Source organism: Nocardioides sp. (genome assembly GCF_034670285.1).
In the GTDB taxonomy this organism is placed as follows: Bacteria; Actinomycetota; Actinomycetes; order Propionibacteriales; family Nocardioidaceae; genus Nocardioides.
This window is the reverse complement of the sequence record NZ_JAXMNS010000008.1, coordinates 1-23,313: the sequence shown is the minus strand read 5'-3', so window position 1 is coordinate 23,313 and position 23,313 is coordinate 1. Positions and strand designations below refer to the sequence as shown.

The following is a 23,313-nucleotide window of genomic DNA, read 5'->3' as shown; positions in this document are numbered from 1 at the left end:
GGTGCGGCAGGTCGGGGCGGCCCGACTCCAGGCCCTGGTCAGCGCGGAGCCTGGCGGCGCGGGCGCCGGCGAGCAGCACCTCTACCTGCCGCTTGAGCTGCTCCTGGCCGACCTGGCGACCGAGCTCGGCCAGGACGTCCTCGACCGACTCCCCGGACCCACCGCCGACCCCGATCCGGAATTCGTCGCAGGCCTGGTCGATGTCGACGGCCGTGAGCGTCGTCAGCAGCCTGCGGCGCTCACCGGGTCCGACCGGCGCGGATGCCTCATCGGCCTCCTGGATCTCGATTCGCAGGTCGCGGGCCGCGAGCGCTGCATCGACGACGTTGCGCACCGAGCGGGCGTTGCCCCACTCGGGTGTGTCGAAGGTGCCGCGGCGCTCCTCGGTCCGCAGCCGCGCGCTCAGGGCGTCAACGGCGCCGCTGTCGAGCTCATTGTCGACCTGGGTCGCCATCGCGCAGCCGATGTGCACCAGCTCGTCGGTCGAGTAGGGCGTGAAGTCGATCGTGCGTAGGAAGCGCGACCTGATTCCGGGGTTGGAAGCGACGAACTCGTTCATCCGGTCGGTGTAGCCGGCGACGATGCAGACGAATTCGCCGCGACGGTCCTCCAGGGCCTTGAGAAGCACATCGATGGCGCTGCGGCCGAACTGGTCCTCGGCCAGGGCGTACGCCTCGTCGATGAACAGCACCCCGCCGATGGCGCTCTGGATCGCGGCGGTCGTCTTCTCCTCCGAACCGCCGACATGTGCAGCGACCAGGCCCGCCTTGTCGACCTCCACGACCCTCGGCTCCGGGAGGACGCCGAGGGCGTGCAGCAGTTCGGCGATCAACCGGGCCACCGTGGTCTTGCCCGTGCCGGGCGGGCCGGTGAAGATCATGTGCGTTCCCGGATGACCCGTCCGGAGCCCAAGCTCTTGGCGCTCGCGATCGAGTCGCACTTGGGCGGACAGCCGTTTGACCTGCTGCTTCAGTTCGGCCTGACCGGTGATCGCGTCGAGCTTGGCCAGGACGGTGTCGACGTCGATGACCTGGGCCGGGCCCGATGGGTGGGCCGGCGGGTCAGCTGGGTGAGTCGCTTCAGCGGGCGGCGTGCCGGGCACGTGGGTCTCGCACAGCCCGAGCCAGGTGTTGAACTCCGCGAACCTGAAGCCCGTTGCGCTGAGGTAGAAGTCATCGGAACCGAAGGTCTGGCTGTCCGTGTCGTGCCCGTAGATCTTGAGGATTCGAGCGTCGTGCAACACCTCGATGACCAGCGAGGAGGCGCCCCGCGACGCGCCGGCGCGAGCGAACGTCCATCCGTGGCGCAGGAGCTCGGGGGACAGGGCGACGCGCGTGCTGGCTCCTGACACGACAGCGCTGACGGGGGAACCAGCGAGACCTGCCGACGTACGAACAAACAGCTTGCCGGGGGTGAACGCCAGCGTGAACCCGTCCGCGCAGTCGACCCGCGCCGCTCGTTCGAGCTCTCGGGCCGCGACGCTGACGGTGGTCCCGGCGCTTGTCTCGGTGAACGCCTGGTAGATGTCGAACTGGGGCCGGGTGGACCAGAGCTCGTGCTCGACCACCTCCGCGCCCTCCCCGCGCACGAGAAGGAGTGGGCTGCGGGTCCCTTGTGCGAGGCGGATCTCGACGTCGGCCTCGCCGAAGGACGCCAGGACCGAGGTGGTCGAGCCGGGCACGTTGATGATCTGTGCGTCCGCGGTGCTCGCGACCACCGCGGGCTCGACCCGGACCGCCAGGCACACGCCGTCGGAGGCCAGGAGTGTGATCTGCCCTGTGGACTGGAAGTGGAGCGCGACACCGCTCAGGGGTGAGTCGGCGAAGAACGAGACGGCCGGTGCGCACGCACGCAACGCCGCGACCAGTCGCCCGGCCGACACCGTTGCCAGCGGTTGGGCCCGGTCCCAGGAGTTCACGTCGTACGTCGCTCGCGCTTGCCCAGCGTGGTCGCGGGCTTGGCGACGACCGGACTGGCGCTGGCCTGCTGGACCGTGTGGGAGGGCGCGCGACCGGTCGCCGTCAGCAGGCCGTCAGACAGGCCGTCAGACAGGCCGTCAGACAGGCCGTCAGACAGGGGGGCAGGCGGACGAAGGACGGCGCTGGTCTTGCCGAGGGTGGGCGGAGCGGCAAGAGCGGACAGGGACGCGGATCGCTTCGCCATCACCGCGGCGAAGGCGGCCGGCGCCAAGGTCTCCTCGCTGATCTCGTCGTGCTGCTCGTCCGTGTCGGGGTACTCGTCGTAAACCTCCTCGAAGATCGTTGAGGCGTCGTAGGTCTGGTGGACCGACCGGCCCTCGATCACGAGCTCGTCGGCTGGCCGGACGGCTCCTTTGAGCCAGTAGCGATCGCTTCCGATCTTGCGCCACCCGGTGCCCAGGCCCGCGAAGCAGCCCAGCGTGAAGGCCGCGTCGGGCCCGCACGCCCAGGCGAGTCGCCGGTCGTGGCCGCCGATCGCGATCAGCTGGGTGCCTTGGGTCCCGAGCCGGATCTGGTCGCGGGGCGTGAACGCCTTGAGAAGGTCGGCGTGGAAGCTCGCCGGTGCCACCGCCCAGAACCCCGGACCGGTGGTGGCTGATATGTGGCAGATCGCGCCACGGACGTTGTCGTCGGTGGCGGTCAGGTGCAACTGGTCCTGGAGCAGGTGGAGCCGCACACCACTCAGCGGCGAGCGCGGATCCGTGTGTCTGGCCACGTCGACCTTTTGCCAAGCCGTGCTGAGTACCTGCAGCTGCACCTGCGTGTGCCAGGTGGTCACAGCTGCTCGCCGCAGTGCTCGCACACGCTCCAGTCGGCCTGGGCCGCTCCACCACAGTCGCCACAGGGCTTGGTGCCCGTGGCGGTCGGCACGACGGTTCTCACGGTCATGGGTGCGGCGGGTGCGGCGGGTGCGGATGGTGCGGTGGTCACGGTCGGTGCAGCGGGCGCGGTACGTCTCCTGACCTCGCCCAGCACGGGCGCCGAACCCGACTCGTCCTTGATCAGTGGCTTGAGCATGGCCAGCAGCAACGGGCTGTCACGGTGCTGGGGGGAGAACGGCGGCTCCTTGGTGAGCCAGGCGAGCACGTCCGGAAGACCGGCGACCGGAATGTTGCCGGCCCAGAGGACGTCTCTGATGCGCCCGAGGCCATCGGGTCGCGGCATCAGGACGACAGCGCTCCGGATCGGCAGGCGCACGCCGGTGTCGACGAACCGCCGGTGGATTCGCTGGGCAGCCATGCTCATGTTGAGCGACATCTTGCGCTTGGGACCAACCAGGCCGCCCGTCTGATTGTCGGTCGCGATCAGGAAGTGCGCGGGCTTGCCGTCCACGCCGTCGTTGGTCTCGGACTTCCAGGTGACGTCGCCCTGGTTGTAGTTCTTCATGTCCAGGAGCCAGATCGACTTGCCCGTCACCACGACGCAGTCGATGTCGGTCTGGAACTGACTGCTGGCGCCGACCTTCTCGTCGGGCATGTGGACCGACCAGAAGGTCGCGAAGCGGTCGAGGATCTGGTGCTTGACCATGGCCTTGGCGAAGTTGACCTCGCCCTCGGTCCCACGAGCGACGGCGCCGGCGTCGAACCCGGCACCGGCGAGCCCGGCGCCGGGAGACCCGAACATGAACTGGGGGCGCACGGCGTCGAGGTCGATCGAGCTCAGCGCGGCGGGCTCGAGGCCGGTCATCATGCCCGGTCCGGAGGCTCTCTCCTGAAAGTTCTGCTCGCGGTCGATACGCTCGGCGTAGTCGAGGTGATGCTGACGGTTGGCCGCTATCTGCGCTGCCTCCGCTTTGCGTTGGGCACGCCTCGACGGGGCCGGGCCGGACGCCGGCGCCCCGAGACCGCCGAACTGGCCATACCCGCGGGTCGAGGCGGCGGGCTTGTCGACGGCGGCGGCGATCCGGATGGCGAGGAAGCCGAGGACCCACAGCGTGTGGATTGCCCCGACCCGTCCGTTCGCGGCGTACAGAGCCGCCCAGCCGCCGGTCGCCAGGACGAACCACCCGACCCAGCCGACGAAGCCGAAGTCCTCGAAGGGGCGCTGGTGGGAACGCGCGGCCCGGACGGTCACCGCGATGCCGAGCACGACGCCCATCACGACAACGAAGGACTGTACGGCGGTCAACCACACGACGGCGTTGACGGCTGCGAGTGCCTGCAGGGCGACCGACAGGCCCCGACCCTTCACTGGGCCGCCGCCCAGTAGAAGTACGTCGCGACGGCCAGGCAGCCGGTGCCGGCGAAGAACAGGAAGGGCCGCTTGGCCGTGAAACGTCGCGGCATGAACAGCGCCCGAAACAGGGTCAGCCCGCCAATGAGTGCCAGCACGGGTGCCGCCAGGTTCAACAACTGATCCATGATCTCCTCGTTCTCACCGATGTCCGGGCCGACTCGCCGGGACGCGTCCCGGACCGTAGCCACGCGCACCCCCGATCCGGGCCGGGATCCGGTGATCCCGGACGATCCCGGACGATCCCGGACGCGCCGGGTCAGCGGTTGCCGCCACGACGCTCCGCCAAGCCGGTCACACCGATCACGAAGAGAGCGATGAGGAGGAGCCCGAGACCCTTGAGCGTGGCGAATAGGACGGTCAGCGCCGCGGACTCGGGCCACACGGCGTCGGCCTGTCCGAGCGACAGAGGTGAGACCACCGTGTCTACGGCGTACAGCAGGGACCACGCGAATCGCTCCCCGAACAGGTCGAACCAGCTGGCAGGCAGCATCGAGGGGTTGGACAGCGGTGACTGAGCGAAGTTGCCAGCGAAGGCGAAGGCGGCCACGAACGCGATGCCGATCAACCCTGCCACCCACCAGATCGCCCGCAGGGTGTCGTGGAAGTAGCGCACGGTCGGCCCAAGCGTGATCCGCGTGAGCCAGCCGAGCCGCGAGGATCGGGTACGTTCCTCGGCGCCCAGGATCGCGAACTCGCGGGCGGCGCCCGATCGCCCGCAGTGCCGCAGGGCACGCTCGAACTCCGACCACACGTCCTCGGACCGGTTGCTCCCCTGCGTCAGCCAGCCGTGCAGGCGTCTGGCGATGGCACTATCAGCGACGCGCCCGTTCGCGGGCGAGCCCGCGAACACGAGGGAACCGACCCGTACGGACTCGTCGACGTCGAACGGGATCGCCCCCTCGTGTTCGGGAATCACCAGGGTGCCGAACGTCGCGTTGTCGATGACCGTCCGGAAGACCGTCGGTAGTTCCGCTGCGGCGACGTCCGGGTTGGCGGGGGAGAACTCCCCGATCGAGGCATGGGGCACGAAGAGCTGGCCCAGGCCCCGACATCCCCAGAACCGCAGAGTGGTCTCGACGTGGATGAACTCGGCGTTCAGGGCGCCGTCGCTGCGCATCGCATGCCCGTAGGGAGTGAAGTCGCACGAGTCGAAGGACAGCCAGGGCACCGTCATGTGGCTGGCGCTGACCCAGTGGTCAAAGTCGCAACCCTCGAATCCCAGGGGGAAGTCGAGCTTGAGCCAGTTGAGGTTGAGCTCGCCGCCGATCACCACTCGATTCAGGCGCAGCCCCTGCGGATCGGCCACCTGGTCGCCGGAGTGACTCGCGAAGCGAGCCAGCACCGAGCTGAGCACCGAGGCCTCGAGGTAGGCGGTAGCGGTCGGTACGTCCGCGAACGCCGCGCTGTAGGCCTCATCGCTACGGATCGGCGAGGGGTCGCCGGACTCGTCGGTCGAATTGACGATGGTGCCCTTGACCAGAGCGTCGACTACCTCCTGGGGCGACACCACACGTAGCTCGCCCAGGTAGTCCTGGACCGAAAGACTCTTCAGTCGCGTCAGGCGCTGCTCGTACTCCTTGGTCTCCAGGACGTTCTGGATGACAGGCGCATAGTCGGGTGTCACCTGCGAGACCCGATGCAGGAACTCGCGATAGTCCGGTAACGACAGCAACGGCGTGAGATTGGGCAGGCCGACGTCGCCCTCGGTGGTGGCCAGCTCCTGACTTCGTTGGCCCACCTGGGACCTGCTCTGCTCCAACCCGGCCTGGTCGGCGTGAAGGCGATGCATGAGCTCCAGGTAGAGCCGTGGTGCAAGGGATCGGAGGGCGACGAGGATGAGGAGGTGCTGGTCTACGAAGGTCACGTGGCGACCCTGCATTCCCGCCGATATCCCTCGTGTGGATTTCTAGGTAAACCGGACGATCCCGGACAGTGCGGAGGAGTCACTCTCGACTTGGTCGCGCGGGCCCTGCTGACGGGTCGACCGGGTCCGCCGTGGTGTCGTGCTACCCGCCCTCTGCGCGGAGAGGACCAACAGGGTGTGTGAGGACGGACGACGAAACCGCTGATGGTCTTGTCGGCCAGCGAGATCAGAATGTTGGGGATGTGGAGGTGGTAGTCGCTGTCACCGTGCGAATGGTGAAGGCCAACGACGACTCCGCGGTGCCGGTCGGGGTTCCGGCGCCGGCGATGCCGACAGGGTTCACGAAGGTGAAGCGACGATCGCACTGGTTGCCACCTGCGGGCGCCACGAAGGACCAGCCGGGACTGACGTCGGTCGGACGGTCGGCGGTGGCACCTGCGACCACCCCGAGGAACGTGACCGTGATCGACACGCTTCCGGTCGACCCGGTGTTGGTGTTGGTGAAATTGATGAGCACCGGCAGCGTGCCGTCTTCTCCGGGACCGTTGAAGGTGTCCATCGTCGGGGGGGATGGTGGTGATGACATCGGCGGCGCCTGACGCGGCCGCTGCAGGAGCGGCGGTGGCCAGGACGATGGCGGGCGCGGTTTACGCGGCACCTTTCATGAGGGCGCGACGGTGCGGCCGAGAGTCGTGGGTCATGCTCGTCAAACGATCAATCACCTGTGAGGTCACGCGACTGCCCGCTCGTGTGTGACGACGGCCATAGCCTGCGGTCGCATGGGTCGTTGTGTCTCTGACATCAGATGCTCAGAGAGGCGCCACCGTGCAGGTCACCAGGTTCCGTCAGTTCTTCGTCTCGACCCTGGCGGGAGGGGTCGCGGCGAGCGCGATGCTGCTCGCGCCCGCGGCTCCCGTCGCGGCGTCGCCCGGATCGTCCGCGAAGTCGACGGTGGTCTTCGAGCCGCTCGACATCGTGCTGCTCGGTGACTCCTACTCCGCCGGCAACGGCGCCACCAACGAGGCAGGTCAGGCCGAGACCTACGGCCCCACCAACTGCTACCGCAGCAAGGTCAACTGGGCCGAGAAGTACGCCGTCGCGATCCGCGCCAAGGGCATCGAGGTCAACCTCGCCAACCACGCGTGCAGCGGAGGCAAGGCCGCCGACATCGTCACCCCGCGGGTGATGGACGTCGCGAGCGACAACACCTCCACGCCGTTCGACGTGACCACGCTCGCCCAGGCCGACGCCTACCTCGCCAAGCGCGACCTATGCAACACCCAGCGCTTCCCCGACGAGGAGTTCTGGACCTACAAGGCGACCGCCGTCGACGCCGAGACCATCGAGTACGACTGCTCCCGCACGCTGCGCCCGCAGGTCGACTTCATCACTCCCGAGACCGACCTGGTGCTCTTCACGATGGGTGGCAACGACGCCGGCTTCAGCGCCATCGTGACCCAGTGCTTCATCCTCAAGGACGGCAACGGCTGCAAGGGCACTATCGACGCCGCCCGCGCCAAGCTGCCCGCCATCCAGCAGCTGCTTCTCGACGACATCGACGCGATCCGCGACGCGGGCCTGCGCGAGGACGCCAAGATCGTCCAGCTCGGCTATCCCTACCTCCAGACCGACAACGACTACATGGCGTTCGGTCTGCCGCCGTACGCCGCCGGCGACGCGGTCCGCACCCTCATCGACGAGGGCACCGTCGCCCTCGCCGAGGTGGCGACGCTCGCCAACGTCGGCCACTCGGACCAGATGACCTTCGTGACCGGCGTCAAGGAGGCCTTCGCGGGTCACGAGCCCGACGCCACCACGCCCGTCGGCAACCGCGAGCGCTGGGTCAACCAGGTGGCCGACGGTTCCAACACCTCGCTCTGGTACCACCCCAACGGCCTGGGCCAGACGGCCTACGCCGAGGTGCTGATCGCCGGAGGCGACTACGGCGCCACGCCCTTCACCGTCGTCGAGGAGCCGGTCACGACGCAGTTCAGCGCCGCGCCGGTCAAGACCACCTTCGCCCGCAAGCAAGCAGTGCGGATCCGCACGAGCGTGACGCTCAGCGACGGCAGCCGTCCCAGCGGCGTCGTGGCGGTCACCGCGCGCCGTCCCCGGACCACGCAGGCGCAGGCGGTCGCGCCCAACGGGCGCAACCTGTTCCGCCTCCGCGGCCTGAAGCCGGGCAAGCACCGCATCAAGGCGGTCTACAACCACGACGAGGAGCGCACGGTCGTTCGCAGCACGGTGGTCGTGCGCCGCTCGGGACGCAACTAGTCGAGTCGCTAGGACAGGAAGTGCCAGAGCCGGTCACGACCGGCCAGCTGGAGCGCCCGGAGGTCGCTCGCCTGATGGTCGCCGGACCGGCGCATCAGGGCGAGGAAGACGCGCGTCCGTCTGAACCGAGCCATCACCGGCCGGCTGTGGCGGCGCGGCGCTCGGGGATGTCGTTCCCGTGGTTGCGCAGGACCAGCTGGTGCTCGCGCACCACCCGGGTCAGAGCCGCGGCCAGCGTCTCCGGGGTCCAGGCGTCTGAGTGGTCGTGGCCGGAGCCGGCCAGGACCAGCGCCGCCCGCAGCGGGGTGACGACGGTGTCCGGATCGAGGTGGCCGTAGAAGAACTTCGCCGGCAGGGCGCCGTCGCGGTTGGCCTCGAGGTAGTAGACGTGGTCGTCGCGGGTCAGGGACTCTTCGGTGAGCAGCCGCAGACTCATGCCGGTGCCGCCGGAGAGCCCGATCCGCGCGACGTGAGTGGCTATCGCGTGCGGGCTGTCGGTCAGCACGACCTCACGGCGCTTGAGCTCGCACGGGTCGATGCGCTGGTCGGGGTGCACCAGGAGGTTGACGGTCTCGCGCAGGAGGACGGCGGTCGAGTCGGTCTCGGTGCAGCGCCCGCGCCGCCCGGCGGGCGGGAGCTCGCGGACCGCGGTGCGCAGGAGGCTCACGTCGTTCCACGAGGACGGCTTCGTGCGGGTGAGCTCACCCATGCCCACGCGCCACCACTGCCGGTTTCCGGTGTCGCGGAACCCCAGGAAGACCATCCGCAGCTTGGCGGGCACCTCGGTCACGGGAGCCAGGCGCACCGACTCGCCGTCGATGACGAGCCTGAGCTCGCCGTCGACCAGGTCGACCGCGTGCGGCGCTGACCAGGGCTCGCCGTCGTCGACGTTGCGCTGGAGGTAGTAGGTCCCCGGTGGGATCTGGGTGTACAGCTGGCCGTGCGACCCGGTCTCCCCCTGAGGGCCTCGCGTGGCTGGTTCGAGGTCGTCGACCAGCACCCCGACCCGGGAGACCGGGGCGTCGCTGCTGTTTTGCACGACCACGCCCCGCAGCATCCCGTCGCCGGCCGGTCTCCCGACCTCGCGCACGACCCAGGCCGAGACAGAACGCGCCTGCCGTTCGACCTTCTCGTGGTGATCGTTGCGCCACACGCGCGCGGCGATCAGTGCTGCTGCGAGACCCCCCAGGGCGGACAGCGCGTTCCAGAATGCGTCCATTGCCCGAATGCTCCCCCTGTTGGAGGACGAGACCAACCCATGGCGGGGACTCCGGACAACTCCGGACAGGGCGCCACGAGGGCGTTCGGGCGGGTTCTCAGCCGTCGGTGCGGGAGGCTGCCGGGGCTTCCGCCTGCCCCCCGCCGAGGGTAAGGGTGATCGGGGACTGGCCCCGGGCCTCGAGGAACACGAGGGCGACGAAGCCGCTGACGAGCTTGTCGAACAGCGAGACCAGCAGGTTGCCCAGGAAGGTACCGACGAGTACGAAGTGGAGGGCCTCGATGACGGTCGCGATGGTGTTGTGGCTGTCGTGCGTCAGGCTGCCGGTGTAGAGCAGGATGATCGGGGTTGCGACGAGCGAGCAGGCGAGCGCGACCAGGACGTTCAACCTGAAGAAGGCCGGCAGGCTGCGACTCATGTGGAAGTGGTGCACGCCGTAGCCCCAGACCAGGGCGCCGGTGATGTTGACCAGGGTGAACGGGAGTGAGGCCGCCCCCGAGATGCCGACACCCACCAGGTTGGTGACCAGGCCCACCAGGGCCCCCCACCACGGACCGAGGGCGATGGCAGCGACCGCGGTGCCGGTCATGTCGAGGAAGAGCGGCAGCGACAAGGCGTCCACCAGGATGCGGCCGATCAGGTTCGCAGCCACGCACGCCATCAGCAGCAGCACGACCCCGCGAGCGGCGCGCTGGAGTGGCAGCTGAGCACATGTTCGAGCCGGAGCCGGAGCCGCTGCTGCAACCGGGGCCGGGGCCGGGGCCGCAGTCGGGTCCGAGCTCAGGGTGGCTGCCGAGGGCTCTGCCGCCGAAACGGCCTCCGCCTCGTCTGCGGTGCGTGGCGTCGAGTCGGGGGCGGGGAGGCGCTGAGGGACAGCGGACGGCTGAGGAGTGACCGTGGCGCGCTGCGCCGCAGCCACCCAGATCTCGATCGACGGTCGGTCCAGCTCGAGGGCAGCGAGGATCTCGGTCAGCAGCCGCACGTCGAGACGTCGTCGTCCGGGGCGGAAGGCGTCGTAGACCGTCGAGCGGGCGACCCGTGCACGCTCGGCCGGGTCGCCGGAGACCTCGCGCCGCCGCGCGATGCGCGAGGCGATCTCGGCGTACGACGGTGAGCCGGCCTGAACTCGCAGCCGCCCCAGCTGTGCCACGAAGTCGTCGATGGTGACGATTCCGATGTCAGGTCCGGTGAGTTCGTCGTGCATGCACTGTCCTGTCCCCGATGAATGCAGTGAAGCGGACCGTCAGTTTACGGCCCCGCAACGACGCGGTGTCAGGAACGGTTTGGAACGATCACATCCTGGGCAAACCGCCGCATTCCGTCGAGCTTCTCCTCCAGGCTCGCCTCCACCCCGGAGTAGTAGGCCCAGGGCATCGTCCAGACGTCGGTGATGCCGGCCTCGGCCGCGGTGACGAAGTGCTCGGGCAGAAAGGCGTCCGACAGTGCCGTGATGATCTCGAACGGCCCCTCGGCCCCCGCCGCCGCGCGCATCTCGCCGAGCCGCCGGGCGTGCCGGCACGCCTCCTCGAGCGGGTAGATGTCGCCGACCCACCCGTCGTGACGCGCAGCCCGCGCGAAGGCCACCTCGGAGAGCCCGCCGATGAGGATCGGGATGGACGCTGAGGGGGAGGGGTTCATCTGCATCCGGGGGGCGCTGTAGAACTCGCCCTCGAACTCCGTCCAGCCCGGCTGCCACAGTGCCTTCATCAGCTCCAGCGCCTCGTCGGTACGGCGACCGCGGGTGTGGAAGTCGGATCCCAGCAGCTCGAACTCCTCCTTGCACCAGCCGATCCCGACGCCGAGGGAGACCCGGTTCTGGGAGATGGCCGCGGCCGTTCCGACCGACTTGGCCACCTGGAACGGGTTGCGCATTGCCGCGACGTAGACGGAGGTGAAGAAGCGCACCCGGGTCGTGATCGCGGCCAGGGCGCCGATCAGGACCCAGGGATCGGGCCACTCGGCCTCGATGTCCCACCGCCTGCTCCCGTCGGCGGTGTAGGGGTACGGGGTGGCGAGCTCCTCGAGGTCGACGACGTGGTCGGGCACCGAGATCGCGTGGTAGCCCAGCTTGTCGGCCGCTCGGGCCAGAGCGAGGAGGTGGTCGACCGGTTGGAAGGCGGTGACGATCGAGAAGCGCACCGGGCCACACTAGCCCGCGATCTAGAACGTGTTCTAGGCCGTGTTCCAGGACGCGGGCGGCCACGATCTCTCCTAGGGTGGCGCCATGATGCGCGCGATCCACCACCTCGATCTCTGGGTCGACGACATCGACCTCGCCGCCGACGAGTGGGCCTGGCTCTTCGGCGAGCTGGAGTGGGAGGCCTGTGACGACCGTCGGTCGTGGTGCCACCCCGACGGCACCTACGCCTTCCTCGAGCACTCCCGCGACCAGGTGGAGGGTCCTCACGACCGTCTGCGGGCCGGGATCAACCATGTCGCCTTCACCGTGGAGTCGCGCGAGCTCCTCGACCGGATGCGCGCGGAGTCGTCGGCGCATGGGTGGCACGAGCTCTTCGCCGACCGGTATCCCCACGCCGGGGGAGAGGACCACGTGGCGCTCTACCTCGAGAACTCGGAGGGCTTCGAGGTCGAGGTGGTCCTGGAGCGCGGCTAGACCCCCCCTCAGGACCGATCGACCACGACCGGTCGCTCAGCTGTCACCGATGATGTGCATGGCGGCCTCCTCGGCCGACGCGGCTGCGCCGTCGATGCCGACGTCGCGACCGATGAGGTCCTGCTCCACGTCGGCGCCCAGGCCCTGGTCAGGGTCGACGAGCCTGCCGGCTCGGCGGGTGCCCACCTCGGAGTCCTCGGCCTCCTCCCACTGCTCGTCGTGGTCGGTGTCCGGGTCGGGGCCGTCGGGGTCGAGGTCGGGCTCTTCCTGAGCGAGGCGCTGGTCGAAGGACTCGCCGGAGGCCTCCTCGTACGGCGTGTTGCCGAAGCCCTGCCCCGGTGAGTAGTGCTCGGGGGCCGAGTAGCCGCGGTCGAGCGCGTCCGCCACGTCGGGATCGGCCAGGCTGTCCTCCACGGTCAGCTGGTTGTCGCCGTCGACGCTGTAGTCGCCATAGCTGTCGTTCTCGCTCATGTCGGCACGTTACGCCCCTGGATGGCCGCGCGGTTCCGAACGGCTGCCCCAAAAAGCGCGACAGGCACCTCCGAGAGGGAGGTGCCTGTCGTGCAGGGGTGCGTGGAGGTCAGGCGTTGCGCTTGTTGAAGATGCTGTAGCCGCCCGGCCCGACGGCGAGGCCGACGATGATCAGCACGATGCCCAGCAGGATCGACCCCTGGATGAGGGTCACGACCCCGTAGACGACGAGGATGACGGCGAGGATCCAGAGCAGAAAGCCCATGGCGATTCTCCTTAGAGCAATTGGGGGCGCCTCGCCTACGGGCGGCGAGGCCGATACCCAACTCTGTCCGTTCCGGAGGGCCCTCAAACCACCCCCAAGGGGGACGTCTAGCGCGGGGCGGGATCGCCGTACGTCGTCGTGCGCTCGCGCACCGGACGGTCGATGCCGGCCCCGATCTCGACGAGCTCGGCGACGGTCTTGGCCGAGCCGTGCTCGGAGCCCGCCATCCGGCTGATCGTCTCCTCCATCAGCGTGCCGCCGACGTCGTTGGCGCCGGAGGTGAGCATGGCGCGGGTGCCCTCGACGCCGAGCTTGACCCACGACGTCTGGATGTTGTCGATACGGCCGTGAAGGAGGATCCGGGCCATCGCGTGCACCGCGCGGTTGTCGCGCATCGTCGGTCCGGGGCGGGCGACGCCAGCGAGGTAGATCGGGGCGGAGGTGTGGACGAACGGCAGGGGCACGAACTCGGTGAACCCGTTGCTGCCGTGGGCGCGGGCGTCGTCCTGCATGCGCGAGAGCACCCGCAGGTGACCCACCCAGTGCCGCGGGTTGTCGACGTGGCCGTACATCATCGTCGACGTCGTCGGGAGCCCGACGCGGTGAGCGGTGGAGACGATCTCGATCCAGGTGCTGGCCGGCAGCTTGCCCTTGGTGAGCACCCAGCGGACCTCGTCGTCGAGGATCTCGGCCGCGGTCCCGGGCAGCGACCCGAGCCCTGACTCGCGCGCCTTGATCAGGAAGTCCTCGATCGACAGCCCGGTGCGGGCGGTGCCGTTGACGATCTCCATGGGGGAGAAGGCGTGGACGTGCATCTCGGGCACACGCTGCTTGACCGCCTCGACGAGGTCGAAGTACGCCGTCGCCGGCAGCTCGGGGTCGATCCCGCCCTGCATGCAGACCTCGGTCGCGCCGAGGTCCCACGCCTCGGCCGCGCGGTCGGCGACCTCGTCGAGGGAGAGCGTGTAGGCGTCGGCGTCGGTGCGGCGCTGGGCGAACGCGCAGAAGCGGCAGCCGACGTAACAGACGTTGGTGAAGTTGATGTTGCGGTTGACGACGTACGTCACGTCGTCGCCGACCACCTCGCGGCGCAGGTCGTCGGCCAGTCGGCAGACCTGCTCGAGCAGGTCGCCATCAGCGGTCATCAGCGTCAGGGCGTGCTCGTCGGAGAGGTTGCCCGGATCGGCCTCGGCAGCAGCGAGCGCCTCCCGCCCCTCCGCGTGGAGCACCGTGGGCGCCCCGGTGACGTCAGCGGCCTTGCGCACCTCGTCCCAGTCGCCGTAGACGTTGCCGAAGTCGGAGCGGCGGTCCTCGGAGCGTCCGCCCTCGGGACCGTCGTCGTCGATCGCGCTGTGCAGGTCGGTGCGTCCGACGGACTCGAACCCGCCGTCGGGTTCCTGCCAGGGCAGACCCGCAGGTCGTACGTCGGGCCGCGCCAGGCCGTCGGGCGTCGCCAGGGCCGCCACGTGGGAGGAGATCCTGGGGTCCAGCCACGGCTCGCCGGCGCGGACGTACTCCGGGTGCACGGTCAGCCGGGGCGTCAGGTCGAAGCCGCACTCGTCCGTCAGGTCGCGCAGGCGCTCCAGCGACGGCCAGGGACGCTCGGGGTTGACGTGGTCGGGGGTGAGCGGGGAGACGCCGCCCCAGTCGTCGATGCCGGCGGCGAGGAGCAGCGCGCACTCCGACTGCGTCCCGGTGGGTCCCTCGGCGGAGTCGACGAGGTTGGGCGGAGCCTGGATGCGGGCCCTCGGCCCCAGCACGAGACGGGTCACGGCGATGGCGGCGCGGTACTCGTCGAGGCCGAGGTCGTCGGTGTGGCGCATCGCGGTGTCGGGCTTGGCGCGGAAGTTCTGCACGATCACCTCCTGCACCGACCCGAACTGGGTCGAGACCTTGCGCAGGGCATGGATGGTCTCGGCGCGCTCGGTCAATGTCTCGCCGATGCCCACGAGCAGACCGGTGGTGAAGGGGATCGAGAGTCGCCCGGCGTCCTCGAGGACCCGCAGCCGGACGGCGGGGTCCTTGTCGGGGGAGCCGTAGTGGGCCTCGCCCTTGGTCTCGAAGAGCCGACGGGAGGTGGTCTCGAGCATCAAGCCCATCGACGGGGAGACCGGCTTGAGGCGGTTCATCTCCTCCCACGACATGACACCGGGGTTGAGGTGCGGGAGCAGCCCGGTCTCCTCGAGCACCCGGATCGCCATCGCCCGCACGTAGGCGAGCGTGGAGTCGTAGCCCTCCTCGTCGAGCCACGCACGCGCCTCGGGCCACCGGTCCTCGGGGCGGTCGCCGAGGGTGAAGAGCGCCTCGAGGCAGCCGAGCTCGGCGCCCTCGCGGGCGATCGCGAGGATCTCGTCGGGGGAGAGGAACATCGCCTTCCCCGACCGCTCGAGCTGGCCGGGGGACTCCACGAACGTGCAGTAGTGGCACCGGTCGCGACAGAGCTTGGTGACCGGGATGAAGACCTTCGGTGAGTAGGTGATGACCCCGGGGCGACCGGCCGCGAGCAGGCCGGCGTCGCGCACGCGCGCCGCTGCTGCGGTGAGACGGTCGAGGTCGGGCCCGGTGGCTGCCAGCAGGGCCGTCGCCTCGGCGACGTCGAGCGCGGCGCCCCGCACCGCGCGCGCCAGGGCACGGCGTACCTGCTGCGGGGTGACCGACCGTGCGGCCTCGGTGTGCGGGCTCATCGTGATCCAACCTAACCGCGCCTACGCCGTGCCGATTCCCCACCCACCCGTCGGACGGACGAGGACCGCTCAGCGCAGCTCGGAGAAGTCAGGTGACTCGGCGTCCTCGCGTGCCAGCCGGCTCGGCCACCAGGTGCCCGACCCGATGAGGTAGCAGACGGAAGGCACCAGCAGCGACCGCACGACGAGGGTGTCGAGCAGCACGCCGAAGGCGACGATGAAGGCGATCTGGGCCAGGAAGAGGATCGGCACCACACCCAGGGCGGCGAAGGTCGCGGCCAGCACGACGCCCGCGGAGGTGATCACGCCGCCGGTGACCGAGAGGCCCTTGAGGATGCCAGGTCGGGTGCCGATCTGCATCGACTCCTCCCGCACACGCGTCATCAGAAAGATCGAGTAGTCGATGCCGAGTGCCACCAGGAAGACGAAGGCGATCAGCAGTGTCGAGGGATCGCTCGCCGGAAACCCGAAGACGTGCTCGAAGACGAGCGCGCTGACACCCATGGTCGCGCCAAAGGAGAGGACGTTGGCCAGGATCAGCAGTCCGGCTGCGGCCAGGCTGCGCAGCAGCAGGGCCAGGACCAGGAAGATGACCACGAGGATCGCCGGGATCACCACGGTGCGGTCGCGGTTGGTGGTCTCACGCGTGTCGAGCAGCGTGGCCGTGGAGCCCCCGACCAGGATCTGGTCGTCGATCGAGGAGAGGTCCTCTCGGAGACGCTCGACAGTCTCGGTCGCGGCCTGGGTCTCGCTGCCGTCGGCGAGGTTCGCCAGCAGGATGCTGACGCCGTCGACGCTGCGCGGTCGGCTCGGGTCCTCGGCCTCGGGGATGGGCGCGATCGCCGGACGGGGTCCGTCGCCTTGCTGGGAGACGCCAGGGTCGGAGGAGAGGACTCCGACCGCGGCATCGATCCGACCGGTGGGCACCACGATCTGCAGCGGGCTCGCGGTGTCGGCCTCGAAGTGAGCGTCGAGGACTTCCTGGGCGTCCACCGACTCCTCGGCGGTGAGGAACAGGTCCGTCTGCGGGACTGGGTCCTCGTCGAGGGTGAAGGCGAAGCCGGCGAAGACGGCCAGCACCAGCGTCGTCACCGTGGCGACGGCGAGAGTCCGGTCGCGCACGAGCTGGGCGGCGCGGGCCCACAGGCCTTCGGTGTTCTTGTGCTCCGAGCCGTAGGCGGGCACCAGGGGCCAGAAGGCGCGGCGCCCGAGCAGCACCAGCGCTGCAGGGAGGAAGGTCAGCGAGACCAGCATCGCCGCCGCGATGCCGAGCGCGCCGACCGGGCCGAGGCCTTGGAGGCTGGCGAGGTCGGAGAGCAGCAGGCAGAGCAGGCCCAGGATGACGGTCGCGCCCGAGGCGCCGATCGGCTCGACCACCGCGCGCAGCGAGGCGCGCATGGCGTCGTAGGACGACTCGCGGTCGCGGAGCTCCTCGCGGAACCGCGCGACGAGCAGCAGGGAGTAGTCGGTCGCGGCGCCGATCGCCAGGATGAACAGGATGCCTTGGCTCTGACCGTTGAGGGCCAACAGGTCTGCCGACGCGAGCGCGTAGATGGCCGCGGAGGCGGCCCCGAGGCCGAGCACCGCCGAGAAGAGCACCACGAAAGGCAGCACCGGGGTGCGGTAGACGATCACCAGGATGACCAGGACGACCCCCAGGGCGACCAGGAGCAGCAGCCCGTCGATGGCACCGAAGGCGTTGACCAGGTCGGCCAGGATGCCCCCCGGTCCGCCGACGTAGGCCGTCAGTCCGGCCGGCGGCTCAGTCAGCAGCTCGCGCAGGGCCTGGACGCGCTCGATGATCACCTCGCCGTCGGTGGTGCCGACCTGCACGACCAGCTGCGCAGCCTCGCCGTCCTCTGAGGGAACGGGGCCCTGCACGCCCGCGACGTCCTCGACGGCGCCGAGCTGCTCTGCGTAGGACGCGATGGCCTCCGCGTCAGAGGTCTCGAGACCGCCGACGCGCTCGAAGACGACGGTGACCGGGATGGTCTCCTGCTCCTGGAACCCGGTGAGGGTCTCCAAGACCTGCGTCGACTCGGCGGAGCCGGGCAGGAAGGCGGCGTTGTCGTTCTCCTGCACGTCTCCCAGCTGGCCGGCGAAGCTGCCCAGCGGGCCTCCGACGAAGAGCCAGACGAGGACGAGGGCGAGGGGCAGGAGCCAGCGCCTGCTGCGGTGCTTCGACATGACCACGATTGGACCATGCCCGATCTCAGGCGCAGCGTGCCAGGGGAAGGGTCACGGTGACCCGAGTGCCCTGTCCTGGTCGAGACTCAAGGTCGATGCTGCCGTTGTGCTTCTCGACGATGGTCTTGGCCACCGGCAGCCCCAGGCCCGACCCGGGGAACTCGCCCTGCACGGCACGAGTGCCGCGGAAGAAAGGGCGGAACACGTGCCTTTGGTCCCGGGGCGCGATGCCCGGGCCGCGGTCGATGACGTCCAGCCGGGCCCATTGCTGGTCGCAGGTCAGTCGCATCGTCACCATGCTGCCCGCGGGGCTGAACTTGACCGCGTTGTCGAGCAGATTCCCCATCAGACGCTCGATGTCCAACGCGCTTCCCGACACGGTCGGGTTGCACGACTCGAGCTCGAGCGCCACGTCGACGCCATGGCACTCGGCGTGCGCTGCCAACGAGCGAGCAACGTCCTCGGCGGCGATGGCGAGCGGGACGAGGTCGGGTTCGGTGGGCGAGGCGAGTGGGTCCGCAGACTGTCGCTCGGTGGGCGAGGCTGTGTTCATCGAGACGAAGTTGCCGACCAGGACCTCGAGGCGTCGGCAGTTGCGGCTCACCAAGTCCAGCACCGATCGTTGTGCGTCGCTGATCTCGCCGTAGGTGTCCTCGGCGCACACCTCGAGGTACCCACGGATGTTGGTCAGCGGAGTCCGTAGCTCGTGCGAGAGCGTCGTCACCACCGACCGTTTGAGCGCGTCGACGTCGCGCAGGGTCTGCTCGGTCCGCGCCTTCAGCTCGGCGTGAAGGTGCTGGAGCAGCGAAGCGCTCAGGTCGGTCGAGACCGCCGAGACGAGCCCGCACTCAGCGGCGGTCCATCGGTGCGGCTCGACGGAGTGGAGGGCGAGCCAGCCGAGGAGCTCGGTGCCGGCCCACACCGGGACGGCTCCGAAGGACACGCAGTCGAGCGTGCGCACAGTTTCCTCGGCCGCGGCCGGGTCCACCCGCGGATCGTTGCGGATGTCCTCGATCCACAGTCCCCGGTCGTCCCCGGCCCGCTCCATGGCCAGAGCCGTCAGCGACTGGGGCAGCTCGATGTCCTCGGGGATCGTGGCAACGTCGGCTGCGGTCCACTGATGCAGGGCGGCGCCCATAGCCGATTCTTCGCTCAGCCCGATGAGGCAGCGAGCGACCCCGAGGTGGTCGCCGACCTCGTGCACGACCGACGTCATGATGGTCTCCGGGTTCTCGCCCGCGCGCATCATCTCGGTGAGTCGACGATGGAAACCGAGCTGCGCCGCGTCGTCCACGGCGCGGCGTTGGACGCGCCGCAGCTGGAGCGTGACCGCCTCGAGGGCTTGCATCACCTCACGATGCACGGACTCGGCGTAGCCGCGGGCGGCGCGTTCGCGATCGAGCTCTCGGGCCAGGTCGGCACTCTTCTGGTGTTCGTGAGCCCTTTGGTGCGTCGGCGTTGCCGTCATGAGGTCTCCTTGGTGCGGGGTGCGGGGCGGATCGACGTGCTCCACGCTGTCGGTGCACGAACAATCGCGCGCCGGTAATCGCACAACGCCGGCACAACGCAGGGACCGCGAGACGCTTTCGTCGAGACACCTGCCCGAACCCGCAACGCACGCGACCGGGTCAGCCCTCGTACATGCGCTCCAGCACGTCGGAGTACTTGGTGTTGACCACGCGGCGCTTGAGCTTGAGCGTCGGGGTCAGCTCCTCCGACTCCGCAGTCCACTCGGTGCCGAGCAGCTCGAAGGCCTTGACCTGCTCGGGGCGCGAGAGCCGCTCGTTGGCGGCGTCGACCGCCGCCTGGGCCATGGCGATGATCTCCGGCTTGGCGGCCAGGTCGGCGAGGTCGGTGAAGGCGATCCCCATCCGCTCGGCCACGATCGGAGCCACCTCGCCGTCGAGCGTCAGCACTGCGACGACGTAGGGACGACCGTCGCCGACCGCCATCGCGTGACCGATGATCGGCGACTCCTTGAGAAGGCCCTCGATGTTGGACGGCGCGATGTTCTTGCCCGAGGAGGTGATGATCAGCTCCTTCTTGCGGTCGACGATGGCGATGAAGCCGTCGTCGTCGAGCGTGCCGATGTCGCCGGTGTGCACCCAGCCGTCGGCGTCGATGAGCTCGGCGGTCTTGTCGTCGGCGCGGTAGTAGCCCGAGGTGTTGACCGGCCCGCGCACCAGGACCTCGTGGTCGTCACCGAGGGTGACCTCCATGCCGGGGGTGGCTCGACCGACGGTGCCGAGCTTGAACCCGTCGGGCCCGTTGGCGGTGACGGCACCGCAGGTCTCGGTCATGCCGTAGACGTCGTAGACCTTGATGCCGAGGCCGGCCATGAACTTCGCGACCTCCAGCGGCATCGGTGCCGCCGCGGACGCAGCCCACTGGACCTGGTCGAGTCCGAGGAGCAGCTTGAGGAAGCCGAGTATGGCGGCGTCGGCGTCGGCGTAGGCCTGCTCGATCTCGGGGGTCATCGTGCCCCCGACCTGCTGGGCCTCGACCCACGCCAGGCCGGCGGCCATCGAGTCCTGGACCATCTTGACGTTGGCCGGGTCGGGGTCGGCGGCGAGCTTGGCCGAGATGCCGGTCTTGATCTTCTCCCACACCCGCGGCACACCGAAGAACGAGGTGGGGTGCACGTCGCCCAGGGTGGCCAGGAGCTCGGCGGGGTCGCCGATCGTGTGCACGTGGCCGCCCATGAAGATCGGGGCGTAGATGCCCAGCGTGCGCTCGGCGATGTGCGCGAACGGGAGGTAACTCACCTGGCGCTGCGGCTCGCGGAGGCCCGCGCCCTCGAGGGTGCTGACCACCTCGTAGAGCACGTTGTGGTGGCTGAGCACCACGCCCTTGGGGTTGCCGGTGGTGCCGGAGGTGTAGAGGATCGTCGCCGGCGACTCGGGGGTCAGCTCCTTGGCGCGGGTCGCCACCTCGTCGGGGTTGCTCGCCCGGCGGGCCGCACCCGCTGCGACGAAGTCGTCCCACGAGACGTAGAGGTCGCCGTCGGGCAGTGCGCTGGCATCGAGCAGCACGACCTTGCGCAGGCTGCCGGAGGCGTCGATGGCCTGCGACCAGCGGGCGAGGTGGTCGGCGTTCTCGAGGATCGCCACGGTCGGCTCCGACTGACCCGCCACGAATGCGACCTGCTCGACCGAGAGCGTGTTGTAGATCGACATCGGCGTCGCGGCGGCGTGCACCACACCGATGTCGGCCACGACGTGCTCGCTGCGGTTGGTCGCCATGATCGCGACGTGGTCGCCGGCAGCCACCCCGACATCGATGAGCGCGGCCGCCACGTCGAAGCCCAGCGACTGCGTCTCGCTCCAGGTGAAGGTGCGCCAGGTGTCGCCCTCGGCCACCCCGTGCTTGTCGGAGTACGCCGGCTGGTCGCCGTAGGTGGCGACCGTGTCGGCCAGGGCATCGACGAGCGTGCGACCGGCGACCTGCTCCTCGATCTCGGCGCGCTTGGTCTGGACGTCCTGGTTCATCTGCTTCTCCTGTGCAACGAAGGTGGGCGCAATCAGCAACGGGGGCGTGACGTTGCTCACGATCCTGCCGTGTGCAGCCAAGCCCCCGCTACCGGTTCGACGAGATCCCCGAGAAGTTCTGCCTCAGATGCCCAGCATCCGGCCGATGATCTCCTTCTGGATCTCGGTGGTGCCGCCGTAGATCGTCTGGATCCGCGAGTCGGTGTAGGCCTTGGAGATCGGGTACTCCGACATGTAGCCGTAGCCGCCGTGCAGCTGGACGCCGTTGTCGGCGAACTTCTTCTGCAGCTCGGTGGTCCACCACTTCGCCATCGACGCCAGCGAGGTGTCGACCTCGCCGGCGTTGAGCTTGAGGATGCAGTCGTTGACGAAGAGGCGGGCGATGTAGACCTCGGTGGCCATCTCGGCGAGCATGAAGCGGTTGTGCTGGAACTTGCCGATCGGCTTGCCGAAGGCCTCGCGCTCCTTGGCGTAGTCCAGGCAGATCGCCATGATGTGCTCCATCGCGGCCACCGCGATCGCAGCGATCGAGATCCGCTCCTGGGGCAGGTTGACCATCAGGTTGATGAAGCCGCTGCCCTCCTCGCCCAGGAGGTTGGTCTTGGGCACCTCGACGTTGTCGAAGAAGAGCTCGGCGGTGTCCTGGGCCTTGAGGCCCATCTTGTCGAGGTTGCGGCCGCGCTCGAAGCCCGCCATCCCGCGCTCGACGACGAGCAGGCTGATGCCCTGGTGCCCGGCATCGGGGTCGGTGCGGCAGACCACGATGACCAGGTCGCTCATGATGCCGTTGGAGATGAAGGTCTTCGAGCCGTTGAGGACGTAGTGGTCGCCCTTGTCGATCGCGGTGGTGCGGATGCCCTGGAGGTCCGAGCCCGCGCCGGGCTCGGTCATCGCGACCGCCGAGATCAGCTCGCCGCTGACCAGGCCAGGGAGCCAGCCCTGCTTCTGCTCCTCGGTGCCCAGGGAGCTGATGTAGGGGACGATGATGTCGGTGTGCACGGGAAACCCGAGCCCGCTCCCGCCGACCTTGGAGATCTCCTCGGCGATGATCGCGTTGTAGCGGAAGTCCTTGATGCCCGCGCCGCCGTACTCCTCGTCGACGTCGAAGCAGAGCAGTCCCATCTCGCCGGCCTTGGTCCACACCTCGCGGCTGACCTGGCCGTCCTTCTCCCACTGGTCGTGGAACGGGACGACCTCCTTCTCCATGAAGGCCCGCACGGTGGCGCGGAAGTCTTCGTGCTCCTGGTCGTAGATGGACGGGGTCTCGGGCATCAGGGCCTCCGGAATCGGTGTGACAACGTTGATGTGACAGTACTACTGTCATCCTCATGAGCGCAGCCCCCCACGAGTCGGACGACGACCTGCTCACCATCGACGAGCTCGCCGCCGCTGTGGGACTGACGGTTCGCACCACCCGCTACTACGCCAGCCTGGGACTTATGGCCCCGCCCGAGCGGCGCGGCCGCATTGCCTACTACGGCCCCGTGCACCGCGCGCGCCTCGAGCTGGTCCGGGCGCTCCAGGACCACGGCTTCACCCTCCAGGCGATCGAGCGCACCCTGGCCGGGGTGCCGCAGGACGCCGGGGTGGAGGAGCTCGCGCTCCAGCGCGCGATGCTGACGTCGTGGACGGCCGAGCCTCCGGCGCGGCTCACCCGCCGCCAGCTCGAGGCGAAGGCCGGGCGACGGCTCAGCGAGGCCGACCTCGCGCTGCTGACGCGGGTCGGCGGCATCGAGGTGCACGGCGAGGAGTTCGTGGCCATGTCGCACCTCGAGGTGAGCGTGCAGCTGCTCGACGTCGACGTGCCCCTCGAGAGCCTCGGCCTCGCCGAGGACGCCATCCGGCGCCACATGGAGTCGCTGGCCGACGAGCTCACCACGATCCTGCACACCCAGGTGCTCGAGCCCTACCGAGCCACCCGGTCCTCGCCCGAGGACGCCGCCCGCCTCGAGCAGACCGTCGCCCAGCTGCGCCGGCTCACCCTCGAGGCGGTCGTGACGGGCTTCCAGCGCGCTGCCAACGCGGTGATCACC

At 69.3% G+C, this 23,313-nt stretch carries 19 protein-coding genes; 3 read left to right on the top strand and 16 right to left on the bottom strand.

Annotated features, from left to right (window positions below; all coding sequences use genetic code 11):
- The 6 genes from VOI19_RS01075 to VOI19_RS01050 form a co-directional block, all read right to left on the bottom strand.
- Positions 1–1,918, bottom strand: a 1,918-nt coding sequence (locus VOI19_RS01075) for an AAA family ATPase (RefSeq protein WP_323791101.1), incomplete at its 3' end; no start/stop codon positions are given.
- Positions 1,915–2,694, bottom strand: a complete 780-nt coding sequence (locus VOI19_RS01070) for a hypothetical protein (RefSeq protein WP_323791100.1) — start codon at positions 2,692–2,694, stop codon at positions 1,915–1,917. The genes VOI19_RS01075 and VOI19_RS01070, both read right to left, overlap by 4 nt.
- 59 nt (positions 2,695–2,753) lie before the next feature.
- On the bottom strand, positions 2,754–4,169 hold the full coding sequence (locus VOI19_RS01065; RefSeq protein ID WP_323791099.1) for a nuclease-related domain-containing protein: 1,416 nt from the start codon (positions 4,167–4,169) through the stop codon (positions 2,754–2,756).
- Entirely contained in the window at positions 4,166–4,339 is a 174-nt protein-coding gene (locus VOI19_RS01060; protein ID WP_323791098.1) for a hypothetical protein, read from the bottom strand. Before VOI19_RS01060 ends, VOI19_RS01065 begins: the two co-directional genes overlap by 4 nt.
- A 131-nt stretch (positions 4,340–4,470) precedes the next feature.
- Positions 4,471–6,078, bottom strand: a complete 1,608-nt coding sequence (locus VOI19_RS01055) for a hypothetical protein (RefSeq protein WP_323791097.1) — start codon at positions 6,076–6,078, stop codon at positions 4,471–4,473.
- A gap of 226 nt (positions 6,079–6,304) precedes the next feature.
- The gene (locus VOI19_RS01050; protein WP_323791096.1) at positions 6,305–6,637 is read right to left on the bottom strand and encodes a hypothetical protein; all 333 of its coding nucleotides are present in this window, start codon (positions 6,635–6,637) and stop codon (positions 6,305–6,307) included.
- Positions 6,638–6,903: 266 nt separating this feature from the next.
- Between VOI19_RS01050 and VOI19_RS01045 the strand changes: the two genes are divergently transcribed.
- On the top strand, positions 6,904–8,352 hold the full coding sequence (locus tag VOI19_RS01045; protein ID WP_323791095.1) for a hypothetical protein: 1,449 nt from the start codon (positions 6,904–6,906) through the stop codon (positions 8,350–8,352).
- 133 nt (positions 8,353–8,485) lie between these two features.
- Here VOI19_RS01045 and VOI19_RS01040 read toward each other — a convergent pair whose 3' ends face one another.
- The 3 genes from VOI19_RS01040 to VOI19_RS01030 form a co-directional block, all read right to left on the bottom strand.
- On the bottom strand, positions 8,486–9,571 hold the full coding sequence (locus tag VOI19_RS01040) for a hypothetical protein (protein ID WP_323791094.1): 1,086 nt from the start codon (positions 9,569–9,571) through the stop codon (positions 8,486–8,488).
- A gap of 97 nt (positions 9,572–9,668) precedes the next feature.
- On the bottom strand, positions 9,669–10,775 hold the full coding sequence (locus VOI19_RS01035; protein ID WP_323791093.1) for a hypothetical protein: 1,107 nt from the start codon (positions 10,773–10,775) through the stop codon (positions 9,669–9,671).
- Positions 10,776–10,843: 68 nt separating this feature from the next.
- Positions 10,844–11,710 (bottom strand): TIGR03619 family F420-dependent LLM class oxidoreductase, encoded by an 867-nt coding sequence (locus VOI19_RS01030; protein WP_323791092.1) that lies wholly within the window; start codon positions 11,708–11,710, stop codon positions 10,844–10,846.
- Between the two features lie 85 nt (positions 11,711–11,795).
- Between VOI19_RS01030 and VOI19_RS01025 the strand changes: the two genes are divergently transcribed.
- Positions 11,796–12,185: a VOC family protein gene (locus VOI19_RS01025; RefSeq protein ID WP_323791091.1), complete on the top strand. Its 390-nt coding sequence runs from the start codon at positions 11,796–11,798 to the stop codon at positions 12,183–12,185.
- Positions 12,186–12,221: 36 nt separating this feature from the next.
- Here VOI19_RS01025 and VOI19_RS01020 read toward each other — a convergent pair whose 3' ends face one another.
- From VOI19_RS01020 to VOI19_RS00990, 7 genes are all read right to left on the bottom strand, one after another.
- Positions 12,222–12,656, bottom strand: a complete 435-nt coding sequence (locus VOI19_RS01020) for a DUF5709 domain-containing protein (RefSeq protein ID WP_323791090.1) — start codon at positions 12,654–12,656, stop codon at positions 12,222–12,224.
- A 109-nt stretch (positions 12,657–12,765) separates the two neighbouring features.
- Complete coding sequence (locus VOI19_RS01015) at positions 12,766–12,921, bottom strand: GPGG-motif small membrane protein (protein WP_323791089.1); 156 nt, start codon at positions 12,919–12,921, stop codon at positions 12,766–12,768.
- Positions 12,922–13,028: 107 nt separating this feature from the next.
- Positions 13,029–15,605 carry a bifunctional FO biosynthesis protein CofGH gene (locus VOI19_RS01010; RefSeq protein WP_323791088.1) on the bottom strand — a complete coding sequence of 859 codons (2,577 nt, stop codon included), beginning with the start codon at positions 15,603–15,605 and terminating at the stop codon, positions 13,029–13,031.
- A 69-nt stretch (positions 15,606–15,674) separates the two neighbouring features.
- Positions 15,675–17,792: an MMPL family transporter gene (locus VOI19_RS01005; protein ID WP_323791087.1), complete on the bottom strand. Its 2,118-nt coding sequence runs from the start codon at positions 17,790–17,792 to the stop codon at positions 15,675–15,677.
- 25 nt (positions 17,793–17,817) lie between these two features.
- Positions 17,818–19,140 (bottom strand): GAF domain-containing sensor histidine kinase, encoded by a 1,323-nt coding sequence (locus VOI19_RS01000; protein ID WP_323791086.1) that lies wholly within the window; start codon positions 19,138–19,140, stop codon positions 17,818–17,820.
- Positions 19,141–19,420: 280 nt separating this feature from the next.
- Positions 19,421–21,280 (bottom strand): long-chain fatty acid--CoA ligase, encoded by a 1,860-nt coding sequence (locus tag VOI19_RS00995; RefSeq protein ID WP_323791085.1) that lies wholly within the window; start codon positions 21,278–21,280, stop codon positions 19,421–19,423.
- A gap of 123 nt (positions 21,281–21,403) precedes the next feature.
- Positions 21,404–22,552: an acyl-CoA dehydrogenase family protein gene (locus tag VOI19_RS00990; protein WP_323791084.1), complete on the bottom strand. Its 1,149-nt coding sequence runs from the start codon at positions 22,550–22,552 to the stop codon at positions 21,404–21,406.
- 56 nt (positions 22,553–22,608) lie between these two features.
- Between VOI19_RS00990 and VOI19_RS00985 the strand changes: the two genes are divergently transcribed.
- Positions 22,609–23,313: MerR family transcriptional regulator (locus VOI19_RS00985; protein ID WP_323791083.1), on the top strand; the 705-nt coding region annotated here is incomplete at its 3' end.

What these genes read in the sequence shown, in the direction of transcription:
- VOI19_RS01060 (WP_323791098.1), bottom strand. Translation starts at nt 4,339, where the DNA reads ATGGATCAGTTGTTGAACCTGGCGGCACCCGTGCTGGCACTCATTGGC.
- VOI19_RS01050 (WP_323791096.1), bottom strand. Translation starts at nt 6,637, where the DNA reads ATGGACACCTTCAACGGTCCCGGAGAAGACGGCACGCTGCCGGTGCTC.
- VOI19_RS01040 (WP_323791094.1), bottom strand. Translation starts at nt 9,571, where the DNA reads ATGGACGCATTCTGGAACGCGCTGTCCGCCCTGGGGGGTCTCGCAGCA.
- VOI19_RS01035 (WP_323791093.1), bottom strand. Translation starts at nt 10,775, where the DNA reads ATGCACGACGAACTCACCGGACCTGACATCGGAATCGTCACCATCGAC.
- VOI19_RS01025 (WP_323791091.1), top strand. Translation starts at nt 11,796, where the DNA reads ATGATGCGCGCGATCCACCACCTCGATCTCTGGGTCGACGACATCGAC.
- VOI19_RS01020 (WP_323791090.1), bottom strand. Translation starts at nt 12,656, where the DNA reads ATGAGCGAGAACGACAGCTATGGCGACTACAGCGTCGACGGCGACAAC.
- VOI19_RS01015 (WP_323791089.1), bottom strand. Translation starts at nt 12,921, where the DNA reads ATGGGCTTTCTGCTCTGGATCCTCGCCGTCATCCTCGTCGTCTACGGG.
- VOI19_RS01010 (WP_323791088.1), bottom strand. Translation starts at nt 15,605, where the DNA reads ATGAGCCCGCACACCGAGGCCGCACGGTCGGTCACCCCGCAGCAGGTA.
- VOI19_RS01005 (WP_323791087.1), bottom strand. Translation starts at nt 17,792, where the DNA reads ATGTCGAAGCACCGCAGCAGGCGCTGGCTCCTGCCCCTCGCCCTCGTC.
- VOI19_RS01000 (WP_323791086.1), bottom strand. Translation starts at nt 19,140, where the DNA reads ATGCAAGCCCTCGAGGCGGTCACGCTCCAGCTGCGGCGCGTCCAACGC.
- VOI19_RS00995 (WP_323791085.1), bottom strand. Translation starts at nt 21,280, where the DNA reads ATGAACCAGGACGTCCAGACCAAGCGCGCCGAGATCGAGGAGCAGGTC.
- VOI19_RS00990 (WP_323791084.1), bottom strand. Translation starts at nt 22,552, where the DNA reads ATGCCCGAGACCCCGTCCATCTACGACCAGGAGCACGAAGACTTCCGC.